The sequence below is a fragment of the Nocardioides potassii genome, assembly GCF_021648885.1.
In the GTDB taxonomy this organism is placed as follows: Bacteria; Actinomycetota; Actinomycetes; order Propionibacteriales; family Nocardioidaceae; genus Nocardioides; species Nocardioides potassii.
Window position 1 is genome coordinate 508,266 of the sequence record NZ_JAKJHZ010000007.1, and the last position, 22,261, is coordinate 530,526.

Genomic DNA, 22,261 nt, shown 5'->3' on the forward strand with positions numbered 1-22,261 from the left:
CTCGACGGGCTACTTGCCCCAGTTGCGGCGTCGTACGGACCGCCGCGGCCTGCCGCCCGCGTAGGACCGGGCGGAGTCGACGAGGAAGCCGCGCTCGAGGGCCTCGCGACCGATCAGCAGCCGGAAGCCCATCTCGTCGCGGTTGCTCAGCGTCATCACGGTCGTGATGGTGCGCCCGGCGAGGGTGACGTCGAGGTTCACGGCGTATCGCTGCTCGACCTGCCCGTTGCTCGACCGCACCTCGCGCGAGTCGAGCACCGGCAGGGTGAGCTCGACGACGTCGTCGTCGGACCGCTGCCAGGGGTGGACGGAGAAGCGGACCCATTCGGCGCCGTCCTGCTCGAACGCCTCGAGGTCGAAGGCGTGGATCGCGGACGAGCGCGCGCCGGTGTCGATCTTGGCCTTGACCCAGTCGAGCCCGGCCTCCGGCAGGGCGACCCACTCGCGCCAGCCGACGACGGTCGGCTGCGCGGTCTCGTCCGCGGGGGAGGGGCTGGCTGGCACGCGATCCATCCTGTCAGGCCCGTCGGATGGGGTGGGCATGCGAGTGGTTGTATGACGTCCCATGAAGCTCGCCATCCTCTCTCGGGCCCCGCGCTCCTACAGCACCCAGCGACTCCGCACGGCGGCCCTCGACCGCGGGCACGACGTGAAGGTGCTGAACACGCTGCGCTTCGGCATCGACCTGACCGGTGACGAGCCCGACCTGCTCTTCCGCGGCAAGCAGCTGTCGACGTACGACGCCTGCCTGCCGCGCATCGGCAACTCGATCACCTACTTCGGCACCGCCGTCGTGCGGCAGTTCGAGCAGATGGACGTCTACACGCCCAACACCAGCTACGGCATCGCCAACAGCCGCGACAAGCTGCGCGCGACCCAGATCCTCTCGCGCCACAAGATCCCGATGCCGGCGACGACCTTCGTGCAGGACCGGGCGGACGTGATCCCCGCGATCGAGCGCGTCGGCGGGGCGCCCGTCGTGATCAAGCTGCTCGAGGGCACGCAGGGCATCGGCGTCATCCTCGCGCCGACCCTGAAGGTCGCCGAGGCGATCATCGAGACGCTGCAGAGCACCCGGCAGAACGTGCTGATCCAGCGCTTCGTCAAGGAGAGCAAGGGCCGCGACATCCGCGCGCTCGTCGTCGGCGACCGCGTCGTGGCGGCGATGCGGCGCGTGGCGCAGGGCGACGAGTTCCGCTCCAACGTCCACCGCGGCGGCAGCGTCGAGCCGGTCGAGCTCGACGAGGAGTTCGAGCGCGTGGCGGTCCGGTCGGCGCAGATCATGGGCCTGCGGGTCGCGGGTGTCGACATGCTCGAGGGCCGCAACGGCCCGCAGGTGATGGAGGTGAACTCCTCACCCGGCCTCGAGGGCATCGAGGCCGCGACCAAGCTCGACGTCGCCGGCGCGATCATCGACTACATCGACAACCAGGTCGCCTTCCCCGACATCGACGTGCGGCAGCGGCTCACGGTGTCGACCGGCTACGGCGTGGCCGAGATCGTCGTCCACGCGGGCTCCGACATGGTCGGCAAGAAGCTCGGCGACTCGGGCCTCGACGACCGCGACATCACCGTGCTCACCCTCCACCGCGGGCCGCACGTGATCCCGAACCCGCGCAACAAGACCGTCCTTGAGGGCGAGGACCGGCTGCTGTGCTTCGGCAAGCTCGAGGAGATGCGCTCGATGATCCCCGACCGCAAGCAGCGCCGGGTCAAGCGCCTGATGAAGAAGCACCTGCCGCCGACGACCTGACCCTCTCCTCGGGACGTCATACGGATGGGGCATCCGCCTGCCCCGACCCTATGACGTCCTGCGGTCAATGGCGCGGGCGTGTGTGCCAGAGCCAGGCGAGTCCGACGAACGGCAGGACCAGCGGCAGCCAGCCGTAGCCCTCGCCGTACGCCGACCACACGGTCTGGTCGGGGAAGAGCTCCGGGTCGAGGACGGTCAGCGTGCCGACGGTGAGCACGCCGACGAGCTCGAAGCCGACGGCCGCCCAGGCCAGCCGGCGGGGCGCGGGACCGACCTCGGCGAGGCCCAGGGTGGCGGCGACGTAGACGAGTCCGGCGACGGCGGACAGCGTGTAGGCGAGCGGCGCCTCGGACGCCTTGGTGCCCAGCTGCACGAGCGAGCGCGCGGTGGCGGCGAGGGCGAAGACGCCGTACACCGCGACGAGGGCGCGGCCGGCCCCGGACCGCGTGGAGGTGCGGATCGAGGTCATGGCCACACCTGCAGGATGCGTACGACGACGAAGGCCTGCGCGAGCCCGGCGACCATCAGCACCGCAGTGGCCCCGCGGCTGCGCTCCGCGAGGGACCAGACGAACCCGATCGGCAGGAGCAGCAGCCCGGCGACGAGGTAGCCGAACAGCGTGACCTTGCCGCCGCCCGACAGGGAGACGTCACCGACCTGGACCGCCGCGACGCCGAGCAGCACGAGGGTGCCGAGCTCGATGACGCCGGCGAACCCGAGCAGTCCCCAGTCGGGGGTGCGGTCGAGGACGACGTAGACCAGCACGACGACCGCGAACGCCAGCGACGCCACGAGCAGGGCGAGGGGCAGTGGTCCGTCCACGGCGTCGATCCTCTCAGGTCGACCCGCAGGATGCCGGGTCAGCCCAGCGCACGCTGGGCGGCGAACAGCTCCGACTGGATCTCACCCATCGTGCGGGTCTCCTCGGGGGCGATCCACTGCACGAAGGAGACGCGGAACACCGAGATGGCCGCGTCAGCGGCGAGCTCGGCGAGAGGGTCCTCGACCCCACGCTCGCGCAGTGCCTGGGCGACCGCCGCGGCGAGCGACCCCATCTTGAGCGACTCCCGCTCGCGGAGACCGTCCTCGGAGCTGATCGCCTGGTGCCGCCGCCGCGACCAGGGCCGACGCTCCTCGGTGAAGAAGTCGCGCGACCCGACGACGGCGGCCTCGGCCAGCTCGCGCGGCGACGCCTCGACCGGCGCGGCTGCGACGGCGTCGACGAAGGCGTGGAGCAGCCTGTCCTGCCCGTCGAAGAGCACCTCGCGCTTGTCGGCGAAGTGGCGGTAGAAGGTGCGCTCGGTCAGGTCGGCGCGGGCGGCGATCTCGGCGACCGTCGTCCGCTCGAACCCGTGCTCGAGGAAGAGGTCGAGCGCCGACTGCTGCAACCGCTCGCGTGCCCCCGGTTGCCAGCGTGCCATGTGCCCATCCTAGGTGATGGCAGTCCCTGACATCGTGGTGCTACGATGATGTCACGAACTGACATCACTACGAGGAGGAACCATGCGCGTCTTCGTCACCGGAGCATCCGGCTGGATCGGGTCCGCCGTCGTGCCCGAGCTGGTCTCGGCCGGGCACTCCGTCCTGGGCCTGGTCCGCTCCGACGCCGCTGCCGAGCGGGTCCGCGGCGCCGGCGCCGAGCCGCTGCGCGGATCGCTCGACGACCTAGGCTCCCTCCGATCGGGTGCGGAGCGTGCTGATGCCGTGATCCACCTCGCCAACAAGCACGACTGGTCGAACCCGGCGGAGTCCAACCGCGCGGAGCGAGCCGCCGTCGAGGCGCTGCTCGACGCCCTCGAGGGGTCCGGGAAGCCGTTCGCCCTCGCAGCAGGTACGGCGTTCGCGCCGGGGCGCCTCGTCACGGAGGACGACGCCAACCCCGCCTCCGGCCCCGACGCACCCCGCGGTGGGACCGAGGCGCTCGCCCTCGACGCGGTCGCGCGCGGCGTGCACAGCATCTCGCTGCGGTTCGCCCCGACGGTCCACGGCGCGGGAGGCGAGCACGGCTTCATCCCACAGGTCGTCGAGGCAGCCCGCCGCAACGGCGCGGCCGGCTACGTCGGCGACGGGTCCAACCGTTGGTCGGCCGTCCACCGCCGCGACGCGGCCGTGCTCGTCCTACGCGCCCTGGAGACGGCTTCCGCGGGCAGCCGGGTGCACGTGGTCGCCGAGGAGGGCGTCACCACGCGCGAGGTCGCGGAGGCCATCGGCGCCGCGCTGGGGGTGCCCGCCGTGTCGGTGGCTCCGGCCGACGCGGGGGACCACTTCGGCTGGATCGCGGGCTTCTGGGGCCTCGACATCCCGGCGTCGAACGCGCTCACGCGCGAACGGTTCGACTGGACCCCGGCCCACCCGACCTTGCTCGAGGACATCCGTTCGGGTGCCTACACCTGCTGAACGGCCGGGAACTCCTTCATCGCCTGGTCGGCGATCTTCTTCATCATGTAGCCGTCGATGCCGCCACCGACCAGGCCGCCGGCGACCGGCACGCCCCGGCCGAACCGGCTGAGCGCCTTCTCGCTGACCCCGCGCATGAGCCGGAAGCCGACCGCCTTGTTGACGACCATCAGGGCGGCCGGAGGCAGCCCGCGGAGCGCGTACGTCGTCGCGCGACTGCCGGCGGAGGCCATCCCGGCCTTCTTGAGCACCTCGTCGGAGTCGGAGCCGACCAGGGTGAGCAGGATCGCGGTGCGCACCCGCGGCTCGGAGACGTCGTACCCGCGCAGGGTGGCGACGACGCCCACCATCCGCACGGCCTGGAGGTAGAACTCGGCCAGGTTGACCGGTAGCGAGACCGGCATGGTCACGAAGCCGCCGAGGCCGGTCACGAAGCCGCCGATCGACCCCATGAACGTCGTCGAGCGCGCGACCGCCGCGATCGCCTTCTCGCGGTCACCGCCGGCCTTGGCCAGCGCGCGGTCGGCGACCTCGCGGACCGGGTCGACCGGCCCGCGGCCCTCGAGGCCGACGTCGACCAGCATCGTCACGAGCCGGTCGATCGCGCCCGGGTCCGGTCGTTCGTCGTTCGCGGCGTCGAGCGCGGCACGCGTCGTCTTCGTCTTGTCGCGGCCGGGCTTGATCAGGTCGAGGAGTCCCATGCCGCCCAGCCTAGGAACACGGTCCTCACCCCCGCCTCACCCGTAGCGGGCGCTCAGCCGACAGAGGAGCGGAAGCCGCGCAACCGGAGCGAGTTGGTGACCACGAAGACGCTCGAGAAGGCCATTGCGGCGCCGGCGAGCATCGGGTTGAGCAGGCCGGCGGCGGCCAGGGGCAGGGCGGCGACGTTGTAGCCGAACGCCCAGAACAGGTTGCCCTTGATCGTCGCCAGCGTCCGCCGCGAGAGCCGGATCGCGTCGACCGCCACGAGGAGGTCGCCACCCACGAGCGTGAGGTCGCTGGCCTCGATCGCCACGTCGGTGCCGGTGCCCATCGCCAAGCCGAGGTCGGCCTGGGCGAGGGCGGCCGCGTCGTTGACGCCGTCGCCGACCATGGCGACGACCTTGCCCGCCGCCTGGAGCCGCTGCACCTCCGCGACCTTGTCGGCGGGCAGCACGTCGGCGACCACCGTCTCGATGCCGACCCGCGCGGCCACCTGCTCGGCAGCGGCGGCGTTGTCGCCCGTGAGCAGGATCGGCGTCAGCCCCAGGCCGCGCAGTCGCGCGACGGCCTCTGCGGACGACGGCTTGACGGTGTCGCCGACGACGATGACGCCGCGGGCGCGGCCGTCCCACCCGACGGCGACCGGCGTACGTCCCTCGCCCTGCGCGCGCTCGACGACCGTCGAGAGGCCGGCGTCGAGGTGCTGCGACCAGTCCTCCAGCAGCCGGGGACGGCCGACGACGACGGCGTGGCCGTCGACGACGCCCTGCACGCCGAGGCCCTCGACGCTGGCGAAGTCCTCAACCGGGGGGAGGTGATCGGCGGAGGCGGCGACGGCCCGGCCGATCGGGTGCTCGGACGCCTGCTCGAGCGCAGCCGCGAGGCGTCGTACGTCGTCCACGCTCTCGCCGTCGGCGGCCACCACGTCGTGCACGGTCATCTCGCCGGTGGTGACCGTGCCGGTCTTGTCGAGCACGATCGTGTCGACGCGGCGGGTCTGCTCGAGGACCTCCGGGCCCTTGATCAGGATGCCGAGCTGGGCGCCGCGGCCGGTGCCGACCATGAGCGCGGTCGGCGTGGCCAGCCCCAGCGCACACGGGCAGGCGATGATCAGCACCGACACCGCCGCGGTGAAGGCAGCGGTCGCGCCGCCGCCCGCGCCGAGCCAGAATCCGAGCGTCGCGACGGCGAGCCCGATGACGACGGGCACGAAGACGCCGGAGACCCGGTCGGCCAGCCGTTGCACCTCGGCCTTGCCGTTCTGGGCGTCCTCGACGAGCCGCGCCATCTGCGCCAGCTGGGTGTCCGCGCCGACGCGAGTGGCCCGCACGACCAGGCGGCCACCGGCGTTGACGGTCGCCCCGACGACGGTGTCGCCGGGTCGGACCTCCACCGGCACCGACTCGCCGGTGAGCATCGAGGCGTCGACGGCGGACGAGCCCTCGACCACCTCGCCGTCGGTCGCGACCTTCTCCCCGGGACGTACGACGAAGAGGTCGCCGACCGCGAGCCGGTCGATCGCGACGCGGGTCTCGCTCTGCCCACCAGAAGCGTCGTCGCGCAGCACGCCGACGTCACGCGCGCCCAGCTCCATCAGGGCCCGGAGCGCCGCGCCGGACTGGCGCTTGGAGCGGTGCTCCAGCCAGCGTCCGGCGAGCAGGAACGTCGTCACCCCGGCGGCGGCCTCGAGGTAGATGTTGCCGGCGCCGTCGGTCCGGTCGATCGAGATCCGGAAGGGGTGCGTCATGCCCGGCTCGCCCGCGGTGCCCAGGAAGAGGGCCCACAGCGACCAGCCGAACGCCGCGAGCACGCCGACCGAGACGAGGGTGTCCATGGTGGTCGCGCCGTGGCGCAGGTTGGTCCACGCCGCCCGGTGGAAGGGCAGGGCGCCCCACACCACGACGGGCGCGGCGAGCACGAGCGAGGCCCACTGCCAGTACGTGAACTGCCAGGCGGTGACCATCCCGAGCCCGACGACGGGGATGCTCAGCGCGGCACTGACCAGCAGCCGCTGGAGCAGGGGGTCGCGCTCGGCGACCTCCGGCGTCGGGTCGTCCGGCGCGGCGGGCAGCGCGGCGGCGTACCCCGCGGCCTCGACGGTCCGCAGCAGGTCGTCGGTCGAGACCGTGCCGGGGTAGGACACCTTCGCCTTCTCGGTGGCGTAGTTGACCGTCGCGGTCACGCCCTCGAGCTTGTTGAGCTTGCGCTCGATGCGGTGGGCGCACGACGCGCACGTCATGCCGGTGATGGCGAGCTCGACGTCACTGGTCACGTCACTCGTCATGGGAGTCCTCCCCGTGCGTGTGGACCGCGAAGGCCGCGGTGTGCACCTCGCCGTCGTGCTGGAAGTCGAAGAACAGCCGGTAGCCGCCGGCGCTGGGCACCTCCGCGACGAACGGCACCTCCGGGCCGGGACCGGCCTCCTCCGGGTGGACGTGCAGGTAGGCCAGGTCGCCCTCGCGCAGCGCGACCAGGTGGCCGTACGCGCCGAGGTACGGCTCGAGGTCGGTGACGGGCTCGCCGTCGCGGGTCACCTCGACCGTGAGGTCGGACGCCCGGCCGGGCTCGAGCTCGCCCGACACGCTGACCGTGTAGCCGTCGACCTCCGCGACCGCCTCGTCGGGCGCCGGGGCACCCGCACCCACCTCCCCCGCGACCGCGAGGTCGGCGCCGAGGGTGATCCCCTCGCCGCCCGCAGGGACGAAGTCGGCGAAGACCCGCCACGAGCCGGGCGTGAGGGCCACGTCGCTCACCCACGTGCCGTCGGTTCCGCGGGTCGGGTGGACGTGCTGGAAGCCGTCGAAGTCACGGCGCACCACGATGAGGTGGAGCTCCTTCTCGTGCTCGACGTCGTACGACGTCAACGCCTCGCCGTCGGGCCCGGTGATCCGGAAGCGGAGCGGCGCGCGGTCCCCCGCGGGGAGCTCGTCCTGGGCGAGGTCGAGCCGGTAGCCGTCCTCGGCGACCATCAGCCCGCCCGGGAGGTGGTCGGCCGCCGTGGAGGCGTGGCCCCCGTCGTGGCCGGCCGCGCCCTCGTGGGCGACCGGTGGGGTGTCGATCGGGCCGACGACCGCGCCCGCACCCCAGGCCACCGCGAACACGGCGGCCAGGGCGGCGACGAACGCGGCCACGCGCAGCGGCGTGCTCATCCCGCTCATGCCATCGCGTAGCCGGCTTCCTCGACGGCGGCCTTGACGGCCGCGGGATCGAGGGGTGCGGCGCTGGTGACGGTGACGGCTCCGGTCTCGACGACGACGTCGACGTCCTCGACGCCCGCGATCTCGGCGATCTCCTCGGAGACCGAGGCGGCGCAGTGGCCGCAGGTCATGCCGGTGACGGTGTAGGTCTCGGTGGTCATGGGTGGTGTCCCTTCTATGACTTCACGAGGCGCGCGATGGCCTCGGAGGCTTCCTTGAGCTTCTGCTCCTGTTCGGCCCCGCCCTGTCGGGCGGCGTCGACGAGGCAGTGCGCCATGTGGTCGTCGAGCAGCGACAGCGCCAGCGCCTGAAGGGCCTTCGTGGCGGCGGAGACCTGCGTGAGGATGTCGATGCAGTAGTTCTCCTCCTCGACCATCCGCTGGATCCCGCGCACCTGGCCCTCGATCCGGCGCAGTCGCTTGAGGTGGGCCTCGACGGCCGCGTCGTTGCCCTCGAGGTGTCCGTGCTGCTCACTCATGCCGATGAGCATACCCCTAGGGGGTATGTCCGACGGAATCCGGTCACCCTTGAGGGTGGACTTCGCCCCCTGTTTCACGCTCACAGGGCTCTGTGGCGAAGGTTTCCGGGTGGTCCAGACCTATCGTGGCGACGACGGTCCGGGGGGACGTCGAGGCCGCACCACCGTGCGATCTTTTACTGGGACCGTCAGGACAGACATGAACATCCGCATTGGGCTCCTCGGTGGTGACGAGCTCGTCCGACGTGGCCTCGAGAGCATGCTCCGCACCCTGGGCGGCTTCGAGATGGGCAGCATCAAGGAGCGCGCCCGCGCCCCGATCGACATCGCCCTGGTCGAGACCTACGGCACCTCGCTCGAGGACACCACCCTCGCCCGGGCCGTCTCCGACCCCTACATCCGGCGAGTCGCGGTCTTCACGTGGAACCACCACCCGGGTCTGGTCGACGAGGTGCTCGTGAACGGCGTCTCGGGATACCTCGGCAAGAGCCTCACGGCGGCCCAGCTCGGCCGGTCGCTCCGGGCGATCCACGAGGGCCAGCCCGTCGTGGCGCCGCCGCTGATCGGTGCCTCGACGCAGGGCGTGCGGCCGCCGAGCGAGGTCGACATGCTGACCACCCGGGAGCGGGAGACCCTGGCGCTCATCGCCACCGGTCGCAGCAACGACGAGATCGCCCGCGAGATGCGCATCTCGCTGAACTCGGTGAAGTCCTACATCCGCAGCGCCTATCGCAAGACCGGCGTGCAGAGCCGCAGCCAGGCCGTCCTCTGGGCGGTCACCCACGGAGTGCGGGTCGAGGTGCCGCAGGAGCCGGCGCCCCTGGTCGCGACCACTGCCGGCGGCTGACCAGCACGTGCCGCAGCACGTCCGGGCGGTCGGTGATGATGCCGTCCACCCCGGCGTCGAGCAGCATCCGCATCGTCGCGGGGTCGTCGACCGTCCACACGACGACCCGGATGCCCAGGTCGTGGGCGCGCGCGATCACCCGCTCGGAGTGGATCGGCAGCCGCCCCAGCCGAATCGGCACGTGCGCGAAGGCGCCGCCCGCACGCCCGGTGGCCCGGACGCCGACGGGGCGCACGCGTCCCTTGGAGCAGGCGATCAGGGTCGTCAGGGACCGCCAGCCCAGCGCCGTCGTCACGCCGGGTGCCTCGTCCTGCAGCCGGCTCAGCCACCTGCTCCAGGCGCCGGCGACGCACACCCGCTCCGCCCAGCGCGGGTTCGCGCGGAGCAGGCGGGCCATCGGACCGATCGAGGCCTCGTCCTTGAGGTCGATCGCGAAGCGGGTCCCCGTGAACGTCCCCATCGCCTCGGCCAGCGTCGGGATCGGCTCGGCGCCGTGCACCCGCAGCCGCCGCAGCTCTGCCAGGTCGAGGTCGGCGACCCGTCCCGGGTGACCGGTCACCCGGCGCAGGTCGGAGTCGTGGAAGCACACGACGTGGCCGTCGCGGGTGGTGTGCACGTCGGTCTCGACGTGGGTCAGGCCGAGCGCGGTGGCCCGTCTGAACGCGGCCAGGGTGTTCTCGGGGGCGAGCCCCATCCCGCCGCGGTGGGCGATGGCGAGCGGCCCGGTGTGATCTCCGTAGCTGGTCACGACCTCAGCATGCGGGCGTACGACGACCGCTGTCGCGCCGCGACGACGCGTTCGGGCGAGTGTTCACCGAACCGTCGTCGCGGCGTCCGACCGCGGTCACGCGTCAGGCGGTGTAGCCGCCCAGGAGCTCGGCCAGCCGCATGTGCGGCTGCGCCTCGTCGGGCTTGCCCTGGCGCTGGAGCGAGCGCCCCACGAGCAGGTGCGCGTAGGGCTCGTTGGGGTCGTGCTCGAGCAGCTCGGTCGCGACGCGGATCGCCCCGTTGAGCTGGGCGGAGTGGTAGAGCGAGCGCGCCAGCAGCAGGCGTGCGTCGGTGAGCTCATGGCCGACGTCGGTGGAGTCCTCGAGCAGCTCGGCCAGCAGGACGGCCGCCTCGCGGTAGGCCTTCTCGGCGAACAGCGACTGGGCGCGGACCCAGCGGTCGTGCGCGGTGTCCTCGAGCAGTCCGGCGTGTCCCCGCAGGAGGTCCTCGAAGGGGGTGAAGTCGGTCATCGTCGCTCCTCTCGAGCAGCGGCTCTCGTCCGAGCGTGCGCCCGGACCCCCGGTGAACGTCGTACGTCGCCCGGCGATTCCGCGGAATACTGGGCGGGCCAGGCCGGTTGGAGATGATACAAACTTCAACCACTGCGCCACTTCCGGAAAGAGGACATCATGCAGTTCGGCATCTTCAGCGTCGGTGACGTCACCGAGGACCCGACCACGGGCAAGGCTCCGTCGGAGGCCGAGCGCATCGACTCGATGACCCGGCTGGCGCTCAAGGCCGAGGAGGTCGGCCTCGACGTCTTCGCGACCGGCGAGCACCACAACCCGCCGTTCGTCGTCTCCTCGCCGACCACCCACCTCGGCTACATCGCGGCGAAGACCGAGAAGCTCCTGCTCTCGACGAGCACGACCCTCATCACCACCAACGACCCGGTGAAGATCGCCGAGGACTACGCGTTCCTCCAGCACCTCTCCGGCGGTCGCGTGGACCTGATGATGGGCCGCGGCAACACCGGCCCGGTCTACCCGTGGTTCGGCAAGGACATCCGCGACGGCATCAAGCTCGCGGTCGAGAACTACCACCTGCTGCGCAAGCTGTGGCGCGAGCCGGTCGTCAACTGGCAGGGCCAGTTCCGCACCCCGCTCCAGGGCTACACCTCGACGCCGGCCCCGCTCGACGGCACGCCGCCCTTCGTGTGGCACGGCTCGATCCGCAGCACGGAGATCGCCGAGCAGGCCGCCTACTACGGCGACGGCTTCTTCCACAACCACATCTTCTGGAACAAGGAGCACACCGAGGCGATGGTGCGCCTGTACCGCCGCCGGTTCGAGCACTACGGCCACGGCGCCGCCGACCAGGCCTACGTCGGCCTGGGCGGGCAGGTCTTCATGGCCGGCTCCGAGGCGGAGGCCAAGCGGGTCTTCCGGCCCTACTTCGACAACGCCCCGGTCTACGGCCACGGCCCGTCGCTGGAGGACTTCACGGAGATGACGCCGCTGACCGTCGGCACGCCCGAGCAGGTCATCGAGCGGACGCTCGGCTTCGCCGACTACGTCGGTGACTACCAGCGCCAGCTCTTCCTGGTCGACCACGCCGGCCTGCCCACCTCGCTCGTCCTCGAGCAGGTCGAGATGCTCGGCACCGAGGTCGTGCCCGTCCTGCGCAAGGAGTTCGAGCGCCGCCGCCCGGCCCACGTGCCCAGCGACCCGCCCACCCACGCCTCGATGGTCGCCGCCGGCCCCGACGCGCCCTTCCACCTGGTCGAGCCCGCGCTCGAGCGGGTCAAGGAGATGCAGGCCGCGGCCGCGAAGGTCGACGCATGACGCGTCATGTCGTCGTGGTGACGGCGGGGCTCACGGTCCCGTCGTCCACCCGGCTGCTCGCCGACCAGCTCGCCGAGGCGCTCACCGCGCAGGTCTCGGCGCGGGGCGAGGCGGTCGAGCTCCAGCACGTCGAGCTGCGCGAGATCGCCGGCGAGCTGGCCACGTTCATGACGACGGGCGGCATCCCGACCCCCCGGCTGACGACGCTGCGCGAGCAGGTGGCCGCGGCCGACGGGATGATCGCGGTCACGCCGGTCTTCAACGCCAGCTTCAGCGGTCTGTTCAAGATGTTCTTCGACGCCCTCGACCCCGACGGGCTGACCGGTACGCCGGTGCTGATCGCTGCGACCGCCGGCACCGCCCGGCACTCGCTGGTCCTCGACCACGCGATGCGGCCGCTCTTCGCCTACCTCCGCGCGGTCGTCGTGCCGACGGGGGTGTTCGCGGCCACCGAGGACTTCGGCAGCCACGGGCTCGCGGACCGGATCACCCGCGCGGCGTCCGAGCTGGCGGCGGCCGTCCTGAGCCAGGGCGACTACTCCGTCGGCGGCTTCGGCCCCGACCTGGCCGCCCGGCCTCGTCGTACGTCCGGCACCCAGGTCGAGTCCGACGTGACGCCGTTCGGCGACCTGCTCAGGGGCCACACCGGCAACGACTGACCCACGCGCCCTGGTTGCCCCGTCAACTTCCCCCTGACGGGTGGTGGATCGCTCCGCGCGTCCATGGTTGGGTTGGTGGTCGACCGACCTGGGGAGGGACGTCCATGACGCGGGGAGAGCGCACGTGATCCGGCTGGGACGGGCGGACATCCCGCCGTCCACGAAGCCGCTGGTACCACGGCAACGCAGCGAGTCGGTAGGTTCGGGGGACCACAGCGAGGGATCGGAGTCCACGATGGCGATCAACCTCAACCCCTACCTAAACTTCCCGGACGGCCGGGCGCGCGAGGCGATGGAGTTCTACGCCTCCGTCCTCGGCGGCGAGCTCACCGTCATGACGTTCGGCGACATGGGCACCGAGGGCCCGCTCGCGACGCAGGTGATGCACGGGCAGCTCGCGGCGCCGGGCGGCCTGGTGCTGATGGGCGCCGACGCGCCGCCGGAGATGGTGCAGGTGACCTTCGGCGACAACGTCTCGGTCAGCCTGTCGGGCGGTCCGGACGACGCGGAGCGACTGCGCGGGTGGTTCGCCGGGCTGTCGGAGGGCGGCACCGTGCGCCAGCCGCTGGAGGCGGCGCCCTGGGGTGACGAGTTCGGGATGCTCACCGACCGCTTCGGCATCGGCTGGCTGGTCAACATCGCGGGCGCCCCGTCCTGACGTGACCGAGCTCGTGCCGTGGCGCACCGACCCGGTCGCGCCCCAGGTGTACGCCGGCACGGTGCGCGCGGACCGCGTGCGCATCCGCGCCGACTACCCGATCACCGGTGTCGCCATCGTCCTGCTGTTCCTGCAGGCGGCCTTCCTGCTCCCGTTGTTCGCCCAGCTCGGGGTGACGACGATGGCCGTGCCGGCGCTGCTCGCGCTCGACGCACTCGGCTTCGGCGGGCTGTGGCTGCTGCGCGAGCGCGCCCGCCGCGACGTGGGCCGGCTCGAGGCGTCGTACGGCGACCGCGACCGGGACGGGGTGACCCGGGAGCCGTCGCTCGTCGGGCTCCTCGCGGTCTCCCGCGAACGCCACGAGGCGATCCGCGAGGAGTGGACCCGCGCCCTGACCGACCCGCTCTCGCCGCTGACGTCGGAGGACTCCACCGACGTCGCCGACCCGCGGACCGCCGCCTTCCTCGAGTCCTACGCCGCCCTCGAGGACCTCGTCGCCGCGCACCCCGCCGGCCTCCCGCCCGAGCTGGTCGCCGTCTACGGCCAGGACGTCCGTGAGTGCCGGCGGCTCTGGGACGCGGCTCGCGCGCGATGACCTCTGGCGGACTCGTCCTTCCGGGCGCACACTGAGCGCATGCACACCCTGACGCGTCGCCTCGCCCCCCACGGCCGTACGGCGTGGCTCGTGCTCGTCGCCGTCGTGCTGATCGGCGTCGCGGTCGCCGTCACTGCGGTGCTGGTTGCCGGCGGTGGTCGTCCCGGCGTCGTCGCCTCGGTGTTCACCGGGGTCGTGGCGTTCGGCGTGCTGGCAGCCGTCCTCGACGCGATCCTCGTGCCCGGCAACCCGGACATGATCCGTCGCCGTGGGCGCGACGCCGGCTGGACCGGCATGGCTGCCGCGAGCTGGACCGACGCAGGGTCAGGCGGGTCCGGCGGGGACGCCGGGGGTCACTGCGGCTGAAGCGCTCTCGCCGCACCCAGCGGTCGACTGATGCCGAGAGAGCGTCCGGCGCGCCTCAGTGCTCACCGGTGCATGCTCGTACGCAGCGCTCGATCACCGGACGGATCTCGACGTCGGGCTCGACGGTGAGCCGGTGGAAGAGCAGCCCGTTGGCGCACGCGAGCAGCATGCGGGCAGCCTCCAGCGGGTGCTGAGCGCCCACCTGCGCCAGCAGCTCCGCCGCCCACGCCACGAAGAGATCGCGCTGCTCGCGCAGCGGGCGACGAAGATCGGGGCTGTGCGCCGCCTCGAGGGAGAGAGCCAGTCGCACCCGCGTCCGGGCGGCCTCGGGTCCAGAGGCTCGCTCGACCATCACGCAGACGACGTCGACCAGGTCGTCGACGGTCGCCACCTCGGCGTCGGGCGACATGGCCCGCTCCTCGTCGGCGAGATGCGCGACGACTCCGGCGACGAGGGCAGCCCTCGTGCGGAACCAGTTGGAGGTGGAACCCTTCGGCAGGCCGGCCCGCGCGTCGACGCGCGCGTGCGTGAGTGCACGGATCCCGTGGGCGCCGACCTCCTCGACTGCCGCGCGTAGCGCGCGGTCCTTGGTGGTCGCCACAGTCGCACCGTAACACTACGGGTGTAGTGACAGACCACTACGCTCGTAGTAGCTTGGTTCGATGACGTACGTCGTCCTCCTCGCCTTCGTGGTTCAGGCAGCAGTGGGAGCGTCGCTCGCGGTCACCTGGTGGCGCGGCGGCCGTCGCGGCGTGCCGACCGTCTCGACCCACATCGCGTCATCGATCCTCGGGCTCGCGACGTGGATCGCGTTCGTGGTCTCCGGGAGTCTCGTTCCTGCGTGGGCGGCGTTCGCGGCCATCACGGTCGGCAACACCTACGGCGACACGATGCTGTTGGCCCGCGTGCAGCGCCGGACCGGCACGACCTCGAAGCGGCGCAACTACCCGGTCGCCGTCGCGGCGATCCTCCGAGGCCGGATGCCGTGGCGGGTGGCCTTCCATGCGCTCTTCGCAGGCGTCGTCTACTTCAGCTGTCTCGGCGTGTGCATCGCGGCCACCTTCGCGAGCACCTGACACGGGCCAGCGGGAAGGCCTCGGGCACGCGTGCGGTTGAGCACGACATGACCTCCAACACCTACGACTTCACCGGTCGCACCGTGCTCGTCACCGGCGGCGGTACCGGGATCGGCCGCGCCATCGCTGAAGCCTTCCTCGACAACGGGGCGAACGTCGTCGTCAGCGGCCGCCGTCAGGAGAAGCTCGACGAGGTCCTGGCCGGACATCCCGCCGATCGCACGCTCGCCGTCGTGGCCGATGTCGCTGACGACGACTCGGCGGCTGCCATGGTGCGCGCCGCGGTGGGCCGGTTCGGGTCCCTCGACGTCGTCGTCAACAACGCCGCGGCCTACACGAACGGTGCTTTCGACGACCTCGCCCTCGAGGAGTGGCAGGCGATCCGCGGGACCAACATCGACGGTTTCGTCCACGTCGCCCGCCACGCGCTGCCCGAGCTGGAGCGCTCGGGCGGCAACCTCGTCGTGGTGGGCTCGGTCTCGGGGATGCGCGGCGACTGGTCGCAGGCCGCCTACAACGCCACCAAGGCCGCGATCATGAACTTCGTGCAGTCGCTCGCCCTCGACTACGGCCCGCGCGGAGTGAGGCTCAACGCCGTCGCCCCCGCTCTGACGATCACCGACCTGACCCGGGCCGTCGAGGACGACGACGAGGCTCTCGCCGCGGCCACCAACAGGATCGCGCTGGGCCGTCCCGGGCGACCCGAGGACATCGCGCCGGCGGTGTTGTTCCTGGCCAGCCCGGATGCCGCCTACATCACCGGCGCCTGGCTGCCCGTCGACGGCGGCACGTCCGCGAGCACGGGTCAGGCGCACTGACCGGGCCTCACCTCGGACGAAGCGCCCCGATCGTCCACAGGCGTCGGGCTGACGTGAGTCGTCTCGCTGCCTGCCGGGGATGCCGGCGACGTCCGGATCTGCCGGTGTGCGGATGCGGCAGCGGCCTCTCATGCCCTCAGTGTCGTGGCCAGTGAGACCTGGTGCGTGCACTCGCACCCGCCGCAGGTGAACGGCGACGTGCAGCAGGGCGCGGAGGTGCAAGGCGTCGTCGTTCGGCAACCAGCACGGTTGCGTCACCGCCGTCGACGGCTCGGGCGCCGCTGCACGCGCTGAGCGAGGCCACGACGCATGCGAGGACCGTGGTTCTCAGAAGCGCATTGGCCCTCACAGGGGGCAGTCTGTCGCACTCGGCCGACACCTGCCGAGAGGAGCTCAGACATCCAGATCTGCTGCGTTGAGCGCGCGGATCTGCCGATCAGCAGATTGCCCTTCAACACGGCGATGAACCGCAACTGAGGACCAGTGTGACGAGCATCCGAATCGGCCGCGATCCGCTCGTTCCGTGAATGGTGCGCCTGGGCATTCGCCACTCGGCCGACTTGCGGCTTGCAGTGACCGAGATGGCTGCAACCGGCAGCTGACGATCTAGTCGAACATATTGACGAATAATGCGCCCGACGGTATCGTGGGTGTCACGTCCCTAGCCTCCGGGCCATCGTCCAGGCGATGCGCATTCCCGGTTGTGAGGTGGGCGAGTTGCGAGGGTGAGTAATAGCCCGGTGTCCGGGCCTCCAGGAGCGACGACCGTTGTCCGTCACGCGTGCGCGTGGCGACCCGTCGTCGAGAGGAGGCCGACCGTGACCGAGCAGGTGGTGCACCCGATCGTGGCAGCGGCCACCGACGTACGGTCCACGCTGAAGTCTGTGGCGGACGCCAACCCGACGTTCATGACGACCGCCGACAAGGCCGCGGTGCTCACCGAGCTCGTGCGGGCGGAGGCGCAGCTGGCCGAGCTGCGATTGCGCATCCTGGCCGACGCGGGGGAGCTGGTGCACGAGACCGCGGCCAAGGACGCCGCGGGCTGGCTGGCGAAGGAGACGCGCACCCGCTTCGCGGACGCCCGGGCCGACCTCGCCCTCGCCGGCGCGCTCGACCGCGACCGCGCTCTCGTGGCGCAGGCGATGCGAGACGGGTCGGTCACGTTGGCGCAGGCGCACGTGATCCACCGAGCCGTCGATGCCCTCCCCTCCTCCGTCGACGCCGAGACGGTGGAGCGGGCCGAGGCACACCTCGTGGCGCAGGCCGCCGAGTTCGGGCCGAAGGAGCTCGGCCGGATCGGGCGCCGCATCCTCGACGTCGTCGCCCCCGAGATCGCCGAGGCGGTCGAGGCCGCTCGGCTGGCCGACCTCGAGGCCGACGCCGCCGACCGCATCCGCCTCACCCTGCGCCGCCTGGGCGATGGCACGACGCGTATCTCCGGCCGGGTCCCCGACGCGCTGGGCACCCGGTTCGCGACCTACCTCGAGGCCTACAGCAACCCGCGAGTCGAGAGGACCACCGGCGAGGCGCCTGCGAGCGACCCGGTCGCACGCGCGCCGTACGCCAAGCGGCTCGGCCAGGCGTTCGCCCAGCTGCTCGAGGCCATCGACCCCCGTCGCCTCCCGGTCCACGGTGGCGACGCGACGACGGTGATCGTCACGATCCCGCTCGCCTCCCTCAAGGCCGATCTGGCGGCCGCCGACCTCGTCGGCGCAGGCCTCGTGCCCGGTGACGACCTCACCGGCGACCGCCTGACCGCCTCGGAGGTACGACGACTCGCCTGCACCGCTGCGATCCTGCCGGCCGTCCTCGGTGGCGACGGCCTCCCGCTCGACCTCGGCCGCAGCCGCCGACTCTTCGGCCCCGCGCAGCGCAAGGCCCTCGTCATCCGCGACCGGACCTGCCGCGCCGAGGGGTGTGACGTCCCTGGCGCCTGGCGCGAGGCCCACCACGGACGAGATCCGTGGGCCGAGGGCGGGCGCACCGACCTCGCGGACGGCGAGCTGCTCTGCACCCACCACCACCATCGCGCCCACGATGCGCGGTTCCGACTGGACCGTCTCGCCAACGGTGACCTGCGCTTCCACCGACGCAGATAGGCACCCTCCCGTCGGGTGATGTCCCGGCACTACCGGGCGTGGTTGCGTCGAAGGTCCGGTACGACCCGACCCCTGGGAGGCGCACATGAACGACACCATCTGGAGCTACCGCGACGCCGAGTGGAGCGAGGACCGCGACCTCGTCGGCTATGAGGTGGAGGCCGACGGCGGCACCATCGGCAAGGTTGACGCGGCGAGCACCGATGCGTCCGCGCAGTGGCTGGTCGTCGACACCGGCTTCTGGATCTTCGGCAAGAAGCGGGTGATTCCCGCCGGCGTCGTCGTCGGCATGGACCACGAGGCGAAGCGGATCGTGGTGAGCATGAGCAAGGACCAGGTGAAGGCCGCACCGGACTACGACGAGTCCGACTGGGCTGATGAGGACACGCGGACCCGGCAACGTGAGCGCCACGGCGACTACTACACGCCGTACACGAGAGGTTGACCCGAGCGTCGGGAACCCATCCCCAGAGGTGAGCGGTCCGGCCGCTCCTGCCAGTTGCTCGAAAGAACTCGTCAACGGTGCTGACGTCCGTGGACCCGCGCCGTTAGATTCCCCGCACGCCTCCGTGGGCGCACCCCCCAAAGATCAGCGCGATCCCCACCGCGGTCGGCGTCGCTCATCGGCCCTGGTCCGTCCCCCCGTCTCCAGGGCCGATGAGCCACCAGCTGCGGCGACGTGCGGGGTGTCAGCGAGGCGCGAGGCGCAGCCGGTGCTCGTCCTGGTCCTCGCCGACGTAGTCGAAGCCGCAGCGCTCCCAGAACGCCCGAGCCCGGGGGTTGTCCTTCTCGACACCGAGCTCGACCGGCAGCCGGTCCGCGCGCGCCTGCTGGACGATCGTCTCGACCACCGTGCGACCGACGCCCTGCGACTGGCGCTCCGGCAGCAGCTGGAGTCCCGCGATCTCGACCAGGTCGCGACGGCGTACGACGCGCAGCCGCCCGGCGCGGACGCCGTCGACCTCCACCACCGAGGTCGACGAGCCGTCGAGCTCGCCGCGGACCTGCTCGGCGGTCCACGCGCCGAAACCCGCCCGGAAGTCGACCTCGTCGAAGTCGTCGGGGAAGCGCCCCTGGTCGTACGTCGCCTCGACCACGACGTCGGTCAGGAAGGCCACGTCGTCCGCGGTCGCCGCGCGGATGGTGACGTCCACCCGGCTCAGGCCTCCCACGCGGGTCCGGTGCCCCCGAAGCGCTCGACCAGGCGGCGCCCGACGTGTGCGGCGTTGGCCCGGCGGACCTCCTCCGGCACCGGCGGGAGGTTCTCCTCCCAGTCGAGCAGCGGTGAGCCGCGCAGCTGGGACATGCGCGCGGGACGACCGAAGAAGAACGGGTGCAGGTGCGCGCCGCCGTCGCCGTACCGACCGACGTGGCAGCGCCCGACGCTCGGCAGGCTCTCGACGGCCGCCGTGATCGCCACCATGAGCACGCCCATCTCGGAGGCGAGGTCGTCGGGCAGGTCCGCCAGGTCGTGGTGGGCGCGCGGCCTGAGCACGAAGGTGACCGGCAGCTTCATCTCGACCTCGACGAGCTGCCAGCGCTCGTTGGCCCAGGCGATCCGGGCCGCGTGCTCGGGCGTCTCCTCCTGCCGGCACGAGCAGTCGGCCGGGTCCTCGCCCTGACGGGGCGGCTCGGCGTCCTCGAGCGGCTCGAGGGGCTTGATCCGCAGCCCGTCGAGCTCGTAGGGGTAGATGAACCAGCCCGGCATCTCCTCGATCGCCACCGCCAGCCGGCCCTCGTCGTCGGTCGCGGCTGCGACGCGGGCGTGGAACTCCTCGGGCGTCTCGAGATGGGTCATGCGGCGAAGTCTGTCACCAGGGCGCGGGCTGGTAGTCCTTGAGGAAGACGCCGTGGAGGTCGGTGCCCGCCTCGCCGCGCACGATCGGGTCGTAGACACGGGCGGCGCCGTCGACGAGGTCGAGCGGGGCGTGCCAGCCCTCCGCAGCGATGCGGAGCTTGTCGTGGTGCGGGCGCTCGTCGGTGATCCAGCCGGTGTCGACAGCCGTCATCAGGATGCCGTCGGTCTCGAACAGCTCGCCCGCCGAGGTGCGGGTCATCATGTTGAGCGCGGCCTTCGCCATGTTGGTGTGCGGGTGGCCCGCGCCCTTGTAGCGGCGCCCCCCGAACTGACCCTCCATCGCCGAGACGTTGACGATGTACGCCCGGCGCGCGCCGCCCTGCACGGCCGCGCGCAGCGCCGGCCGCAGCCGTGAGTTGATGAGGAACGGCGCGATCGAGTTGCAGAACTGCACCTCGAGCAGCTCCAGCGGGTCGACCTCGTCGAGCACCTGGGTCCAGGAGTTGTTGTCCTGGATGTCGGGGATCAGGCCGCCGGCGTCGATGGCGGTCCCGGCGAGGTGGGCGTCGAGGGACGCCCCGCCCGCCTTCAGTGCCAGGGCGGTCAGGGACGCCGCGTTGTGGGCGGCCAGCGCGTGCTCCGGCGACTCGCCGTCGTGGTGCGCGACCGCCGTCGCCGACAGGGGACCGGCGATCACCGCCGGGTGGGCCTCGGAGATCCGGTCAAAGGTGACCATCTCGGGGAGCTCGGCCACGCCGAGGGACTCGGCCGTCGGCAGGGGAGCGTTCTCGCCGTCGATGAGGTGGGAGTACGCGCCCGGGAGGCGTCGTACGGTCTGGCAGGCGTTGTTGATGATGATGTCGAGCGGGCCGTCGGCCGCCACGTCGTCGGTCAGCGAGACGACCTGGGTCGGGTCGCGCAGGTCGATCCCGACGACCTTGAGCCGGTGCAGCCAGTCGGCCGCGTCCTCCAGGGCGGCGAAGCGGCGTACGGCGTCCTTGGGGAAGCGCGTCGTGATCGTGGTGTGCGCGCCGTCGCGCAGGAGGCGTAGCGCGATGTACATCCCGATCTTCGCGCGACCGCCGGTGAGCAGCGCGCGCTTGCCGGTGAGGTCCGTGCGCTGGTCACGCTTGGCGTGGCTCATCGCGGCGCAGGTCGGGCAGAGCCAGTGGTAGAACGCGTCGACGAGGGTGAAGTCGTGCTTGCAGATGTAGCAGCCGCGCGGGGTGATCAGCTCGCCGGCGAAGGCGCCGGTCGTCGTGGAGACGAGCGGGATGCCGGCGGTCTCGTCGTCGATGCGCATGGGCGACCCGGTCGCCGTACGCTCGATGATGGCGCGGTCGTGCGCGAGGTCGGCGGCCCGCCTGGCCAGCTTCCGCTCGGACTTGATCGCCTTGTACATGTGCGACGCCGCCCGCTTGACCGTGACGTGGTCCGGGTGGTCGCCGGGCAGCTCGTGGAGCGTCGACAGCACCCGCAGGGTCGCCTCGAGGTCGGCGGGGTCGATGCCCGGGTGGTGCTCGTTCTTCACCGGAGGAGGGTACGGCGGAGGAGCGCGGATCCTTCAGTCGCGAGCGGGGGAGCCGCTGATCCGGACCCGGTCGGCGCGCATGCCGTGCTCGACGCCCCAGAGCACGGCCTTCGAGCGGGAGTCGACGCCGATCTTGCGGTAGGCCGAGCGGATGTAGGACTTGATCGAGTTGAGGGAGAGCAGGGTGCGCTCGGCGATCTCCTGGTTGCTGAGCCCCATCGTGATCAGCGAGAGCACCTCGGCCTCACGCGCGGTCAGGCCCTCCTCGCGTCCGGGCCAGTCGCCGCCGACGAGCGAGGACCGCCCGCGCGACGGCGAGACGACGACCTGACCGGCCGAGATCTGGTGCAGCGCGTCGACGAGCCGGGAGGCCGGCAGGCTCTTGGAGAGGTAGCCGCGCACGCCGGTGTTGAGGGTGTCGCGGGTGAGCCACGGCTGGAAGTTCCAGGTGTAGACGGCCACGCTGCGCACCTGCGGGCTCTCGACGAGCCGCTGCACCGCGGTGCCGTTGCCCTGGCCCATCCCGAAGGTGTCGTAGAGGGCGACGTCGACCGGCTGCGCGACCGGCTTGCCGGCCACCAGCTCGACCACCTCGACGCGGTGCGTGTAGTTGCGCATCATGGCATCCAGCCCGCGCACGACGACCTCGTCGTCGTTGACCAGGGCCACCCGAATCACCATGCGCTGACCGTACGGCAGTTATGTATGTTGAAGCCCTTGTTTCGCCGGAGAATG

28 protein-coding genes are annotated in these 22,261 nt (G+C 71.8%); 12 read left to right on the plus strand and 16 right to left on the minus strand.

Annotated elements, in window-relative coordinates; all coding sequences use genetic code 11:
- Window positions 1-9: 9 nt before the first annotated feature.
- Complete coding sequence (locus L2K70_RS13155) at window positions 10-504, minus strand: ATP-dependent zinc protease family protein (RefSeq protein ID WP_236402604.1); 495 nt, start codon at window positions 502-504, stop codon at window positions 10-12.
- Window positions 505-565: 61 nt separating this feature from the next.
- On the opposite strand from L2K70_RS13155, the gene L2K70_RS13160 reads away from it, so the two are divergent.
- On the plus strand, window positions 566-1,753 hold the full coding sequence (locus L2K70_RS13160; RefSeq protein ID WP_236402605.1) for a RimK family alpha-L-glutamate ligase: 1,188 nt from the start codon (window positions 566-568) through the stop codon (window positions 1,751-1,753).
- Window positions 1,754-1,817: 64 nt separating this feature from the next.
- Here L2K70_RS13160 and L2K70_RS13165 read toward each other — a convergent pair whose 3' ends face one another.
- Genes L2K70_RS13165 through L2K70_RS13175 form a run of 3 tightly spaced genes read right to left on the minus strand, consistent with a single transcriptional unit; the run spans window position 1,818 to window position 3,174 of the window.
- Entirely contained in the window at window positions 1,818-2,222 is a 405-nt protein-coding gene (locus L2K70_RS13165; protein ID WP_236402606.1) for a hypothetical protein, read from the minus strand.
- On the minus strand, window positions 2,219-2,575 hold the full coding sequence (locus tag L2K70_RS13170) for a hypothetical protein (protein ID WP_236402607.1): 357 nt from the start codon (window positions 2,573-2,575) through the stop codon (window positions 2,219-2,221). The genes L2K70_RS13165 and L2K70_RS13170 overlap by 4 nt, the downstream gene beginning before the upstream one ends.
- Window positions 2,576-2,613: 38 nt before the next feature.
- Entirely contained in the window at window positions 2,614-3,174 is a 561-nt protein-coding gene (locus L2K70_RS13175; RefSeq protein WP_236402608.1) for a TetR/AcrR family transcriptional regulator, read from the minus strand.
- An 82-nt stretch (window positions 3,175-3,256) separates the two neighbouring features.
- On the opposite strand from L2K70_RS13175, the gene L2K70_RS13180 reads away from it, so the two are divergent.
- Window positions 3,257-4,150 carry an SDR family oxidoreductase gene (locus L2K70_RS13180; protein ID WP_236402609.1) on the plus strand — a complete coding sequence of 298 codons (894 nt, stop codon included), beginning with the start codon at window positions 3,257-3,259 and terminating at the stop codon, window positions 4,148-4,150.
- Here L2K70_RS13180 and L2K70_RS13185 read toward each other — a convergent pair.
- From L2K70_RS13185 to L2K70_RS13205, 5 genes are read right to left on the minus strand one after another with little or no spacing between them, the layout of a single operon-like run.
- Window positions 4,138-4,851 (minus strand): EcsC family protein, encoded by a 714-nt coding sequence (locus tag L2K70_RS13185; RefSeq protein WP_236402610.1) that lies wholly within the window; start codon window positions 4,849-4,851, stop codon window positions 4,138-4,140. The genes L2K70_RS13180 and L2K70_RS13185 overlap by 13 nt on opposite strands.
- Before the next feature lie 53 nt (window positions 4,852-4,904).
- Window positions 4,905-7,136, minus strand: coding sequence for a heavy metal translocating P-type ATPase (locus tag L2K70_RS13190; RefSeq protein ID WP_236402611.1), 2,232 nt, complete (start codon window positions 7,134-7,136; stop codon window positions 4,905-4,907).
- Entirely contained in the window at window positions 7,126-8,010 is an 885-nt protein-coding gene (locus tag L2K70_RS13195; RefSeq protein ID WP_236402612.1) for a DUF8832 domain-containing protein, read from the minus strand. Before L2K70_RS13195 ends, L2K70_RS13190 begins: the two co-directional genes overlap by 11 nt.
- Window positions 8,007-8,210, minus strand: coding sequence for a heavy-metal-associated domain-containing protein (locus tag L2K70_RS13200; RefSeq protein WP_236402613.1), 204 nt, complete (start codon window positions 8,208-8,210; stop codon window positions 8,007-8,009). The genes L2K70_RS13195 and L2K70_RS13200 overlap by 4 nt, the downstream gene beginning before the upstream one ends.
- A gap of 14 nt (window positions 8,211-8,224) precedes the next feature.
- Window positions 8,225-8,527, minus strand: coding sequence for a metal-sensitive transcriptional regulator (locus tag L2K70_RS13205; protein ID WP_236402614.1), 303 nt, complete (start codon window positions 8,525-8,527; stop codon window positions 8,225-8,227).
- Between the two features lie 199 nt (window positions 8,528-8,726).
- On the opposite strand from L2K70_RS13205, the gene L2K70_RS13210 reads away from it, so the two are divergent.
- Complete coding sequence (locus L2K70_RS13210) at window positions 8,727-9,374, plus strand: response regulator transcription factor (RefSeq protein ID WP_236402615.1); 648 nt, start codon at window positions 8,727-8,729, stop codon at window positions 9,372-9,374.
- Here L2K70_RS13210 and L2K70_RS13215 read toward each other — a convergent pair.
- Together L2K70_RS13215 and L2K70_RS13220 are read right to left on the minus strand one after the other, a co-directional pair.
- Entirely contained in the window at window positions 9,304-10,122 is an 819-nt protein-coding gene (locus tag L2K70_RS13215; protein ID WP_236402616.1) for a glycerophosphodiester phosphodiesterase family protein, read from the minus strand. The genes L2K70_RS13210 and L2K70_RS13215 overlap by 71 nt on opposite strands.
- Before the next feature lie 103 nt (window positions 10,123-10,225).
- Window positions 10,226-10,612, minus strand: a complete 387-nt coding sequence (locus L2K70_RS13220) for a tetratricopeptide repeat protein (protein WP_236402617.1) — start codon at window positions 10,610-10,612, stop codon at window positions 10,226-10,228.
- A 159-nt stretch (window positions 10,613-10,771) separates the two neighbouring features.
- Between L2K70_RS13220 and L2K70_RS13225 the strand changes: the two genes are divergently transcribed.
- The 5 genes from L2K70_RS13225 (at window position 10,772) to L2K70_RS13245 (ending at window position 14,204) form a co-directional block, all read left to right on the plus strand.
- Window positions 10,772-11,926 carry an LLM class flavin-dependent oxidoreductase gene (locus L2K70_RS13225; protein WP_236402618.1) on the plus strand — a complete coding sequence of 385 codons (1,155 nt, stop codon included), beginning with the start codon at window positions 10,772-10,774 and terminating at the stop codon, window positions 11,924-11,926.
- Window positions 11,923-12,585: an FMN reductase gene (locus L2K70_RS13230; protein WP_236402619.1), complete on the plus strand. Its 663-nt coding sequence runs from the start codon at window positions 11,923-11,925 to the stop codon at window positions 12,583-12,585. Before L2K70_RS13225 ends, L2K70_RS13230 begins: the two co-directional genes overlap by 4 nt.
- Before the next feature lie 235 nt (window positions 12,586-12,820).
- Window positions 12,821-13,243 (plus strand): VOC family protein, encoded by a 423-nt coding sequence (locus L2K70_RS13235; RefSeq protein ID WP_236402620.1) that lies wholly within the window; start codon window positions 12,821-12,823, stop codon window positions 13,241-13,243.
- A gap of 1 nt (window position 13,244) precedes the next feature.
- Window positions 13,245-13,838: a hypothetical protein gene (locus L2K70_RS13240; protein ID WP_236402621.1), complete on the plus strand. Its 594-nt coding sequence runs from the start codon at window positions 13,245-13,247 to the stop codon at window positions 13,836-13,838.
- Between the two features lie 39 nt (window positions 13,839-13,877).
- Entirely contained in the window at window positions 13,878-14,204 is a 327-nt protein-coding gene (locus L2K70_RS13245; RefSeq protein ID WP_236402622.1) for a hypothetical protein, read from the plus strand.
- Window positions 14,205-14,259: 55 nt separating this feature from the next.
- On the opposite strand, the gene L2K70_RS21710 is transcribed toward L2K70_RS13245, so the two are convergent.
- Window positions 14,260-14,805 carry a TetR/AcrR family transcriptional regulator gene (locus tag L2K70_RS21710; protein WP_236402623.1) on the minus strand — a complete coding sequence of 182 codons (546 nt, stop codon included), beginning with the start codon at window positions 14,803-14,805 and terminating at the stop codon, window positions 14,260-14,262.
- 61 nt (window positions 14,806-14,866) lie between these two features.
- On the opposite strand from L2K70_RS21710, the gene L2K70_RS13255 reads away from it, so the two are divergent.
- From L2K70_RS13255 to L2K70_RS13270, 4 genes are all read left to right on the plus strand, one after another.
- Complete coding sequence (locus L2K70_RS13255) at window positions 14,867-15,280, plus strand: hypothetical protein (RefSeq protein ID WP_236402624.1); 414 nt, start codon at window positions 14,867-14,869, stop codon at window positions 15,278-15,280.
- A gap of 47 nt (window positions 15,281-15,327) precedes the next feature.
- Window positions 15,328-16,098 (plus strand): meso-2,3-butanediol dehydrogenase, encoded by a 771-nt coding sequence (gene budC, locus L2K70_RS13260; RefSeq protein WP_236402625.1) that lies wholly within the window; start codon window positions 15,328-15,330, stop codon window positions 16,096-16,098.
- Window positions 16,099-16,916: 818 nt separating this feature from the next.
- Window positions 16,917-18,197: an HNH endonuclease signature motif containing protein gene (locus tag L2K70_RS13265; protein ID WP_236402626.1), complete on the plus strand. Its 1,281-nt coding sequence runs from the start codon at window positions 16,917-16,919 to the stop codon at window positions 18,195-18,197.
- A gap of 85 nt (window positions 18,198-18,282) precedes the next feature.
- A complete protein-coding gene (locus tag L2K70_RS13270; RefSeq protein ID WP_236402627.1) occupies window positions 18,283-18,642 on the plus strand; it encodes a PRC-barrel domain containing protein in 360 nt (119 codons plus the stop codon).
- Between the two features lie 244 nt (window positions 18,643-18,886).
- On the opposite strand, the gene L2K70_RS13275 is transcribed toward L2K70_RS13270, so the two are convergent.
- Genes L2K70_RS13275 through L2K70_RS13290 form a run of 4 tightly spaced genes read right to left on the minus strand, consistent with a single transcriptional unit; the run spans window position 18,887 to window position 22,207 of the window.
- Window positions 18,887-19,369 (minus strand): GNAT family N-acetyltransferase, encoded by a 483-nt coding sequence (locus L2K70_RS13275; RefSeq protein ID WP_236402628.1) that lies wholly within the window; start codon window positions 19,367-19,369, stop codon window positions 18,887-18,889.
- Entirely contained in the window at window positions 19,357-19,995 is a 639-nt protein-coding gene (locus tag L2K70_RS13280) for a hypothetical protein (protein ID WP_236402629.1), read from the minus strand. The genes L2K70_RS13275 and L2K70_RS13280 overlap by 13 nt, the downstream gene beginning before the upstream one ends.
- Before the next feature lie 13 nt (window positions 19,996-20,008).
- A complete protein-coding gene (locus L2K70_RS13285) occupies window positions 20,009-21,526 on the minus strand; it encodes an SDR family NAD(P)-dependent oxidoreductase (RefSeq protein WP_236402630.1) in 1,518 nt (505 codons plus the stop codon).
- 33 nt (window positions 21,527-21,559) lie between these two features.
- The gene (locus L2K70_RS13290; RefSeq protein WP_236402631.1) at window positions 21,560-22,207 is read right to left on the minus strand and encodes a response regulator transcription factor; all 648 of its coding nucleotides are present in this window, start codon (window positions 22,205-22,207) and stop codon (window positions 21,560-21,562) included.
- Window positions 22,208-22,261: the final 54 nt, after the last annotated feature.

What these genes read in the sequence shown, in the direction of transcription:
- L2K70_RS13190 (WP_236402611.1), bottom strand. Translation starts at nt 7,136, where the DNA reads ATGACGAGTGACGTGACCAGTGACGTCGAGCTCGCCATCACCGGCATG.
- L2K70_RS13245 (WP_236402622.1), top strand. Translation starts at nt 13,878, where the DNA reads ATGCACACCCTGACGCGTCGCCTCGCCCCCCACGGCCGTACGGCGTGG.
- L2K70_RS13205 (WP_236402614.1), bottom strand. Translation starts at nt 8,527, where the DNA reads ATGAGTGAGCAGCACGGACACCTCGAGGGCAACGACGCGGCCGTCGAG.
- L2K70_RS13180 (WP_236402609.1), top strand. Translation starts at nt 3,257, where the DNA reads ATGCGCGTCTTCGTCACCGGAGCATCCGGCTGGATCGGGTCCGCCGTC.
- L2K70_RS13210 (WP_236402615.1), top strand. Translation starts at nt 8,727, where the DNA reads ATGAACATCCGCATTGGGCTCCTCGGTGGTGACGAGCTCGTCCGACGT.
- L2K70_RS13225 (WP_236402618.1), top strand. Translation starts at nt 10,772, where the DNA reads ATGCAGTTCGGCATCTTCAGCGTCGGTGACGTCACCGAGGACCCGACC.
- L2K70_RS13220 (WP_236402617.1), bottom strand. Translation starts at nt 10,612, where the DNA reads ATGACCGACTTCACCCCCTTCGAGGACCTCCTGCGGGGACACGCCGGA.
- L2K70_RS13290 (WP_236402631.1), bottom strand. Translation starts at nt 22,207, where the DNA reads ATGGTGATTCGGGTGGCCCTGGTCAACGACGACGAGGTCGTCGTGCGC.
- budC (WP_236402625.1), top strand. Translation starts at nt 15,328, where the DNA reads ATGACCTCCAACACCTACGACTTCACCGGTCGCACCGTGCTCGTCACC.
- L2K70_RS13175 (WP_236402608.1), bottom strand. Translation starts at nt 3,174, where the DNA reads ATGGCACGCTGGCAACCGGGGGCACGCGAGCGGTTGCAGCAGTCGGCG.
- L2K70_RS13270 (WP_236402627.1), top strand. Translation starts at nt 18,283, where the DNA reads ATGAACGACACCATCTGGAGCTACCGCGACGCCGAGTGGAGCGAGGAC.
- L2K70_RS13165 (WP_236402606.1), bottom strand. Translation starts at nt 2,222, where the DNA reads ATGACCTCGATCCGCACCTCCACGCGGTCCGGGGCCGGCCGCGCCCTC.
- L2K70_RS13200 (WP_236402613.1), bottom strand. Translation starts at nt 8,210, where the DNA reads ATGACCACCGAGACCTACACCGTCACCGGCATGACCTGCGGCCACTGC.
- L2K70_RS13235 (WP_236402620.1), top strand. Translation starts at nt 12,821, where the DNA reads ATGGCGATCAACCTCAACCCCTACCTAAACTTCCCGGACGGCCGGGCG.
- L2K70_RS13195 (WP_236402612.1), bottom strand. Translation starts at nt 8,010, where the DNA reads ATGAGCGGGATGAGCACGCCGCTGCGCGTGGCCGCGTTCGTCGCCGCC.
- L2K70_RS13280 (WP_236402629.1), bottom strand. Translation starts at nt 19,995, where the DNA reads ATGACCCATCTCGAGACGCCCGAGGAGTTCCACGCCCGCGTCGCAGCC.
- L2K70_RS13185 (WP_236402610.1), bottom strand. Translation starts at nt 4,851, where the DNA reads ATGGGACTCCTCGACCTGATCAAGCCCGGCCGCGACAAGACGAAGACG.
- L2K70_RS13255 (WP_236402624.1), top strand. Translation starts at nt 14,867, where the DNA reads ATGACGTACGTCGTCCTCCTCGCCTTCGTGGTTCAGGCAGCAGTGGGA.
- L2K70_RS13230 (WP_236402619.1), top strand. Translation starts at nt 11,923, where the DNA reads ATGACGCGTCATGTCGTCGTGGTGACGGCGGGGCTCACGGTCCCGTCG.
- L2K70_RS13160 (WP_236402605.1), top strand. Translation starts at nt 566, where the DNA reads ATGAAGCTCGCCATCCTCTCTCGGGCCCCGCGCTCCTACAGCACCCAG.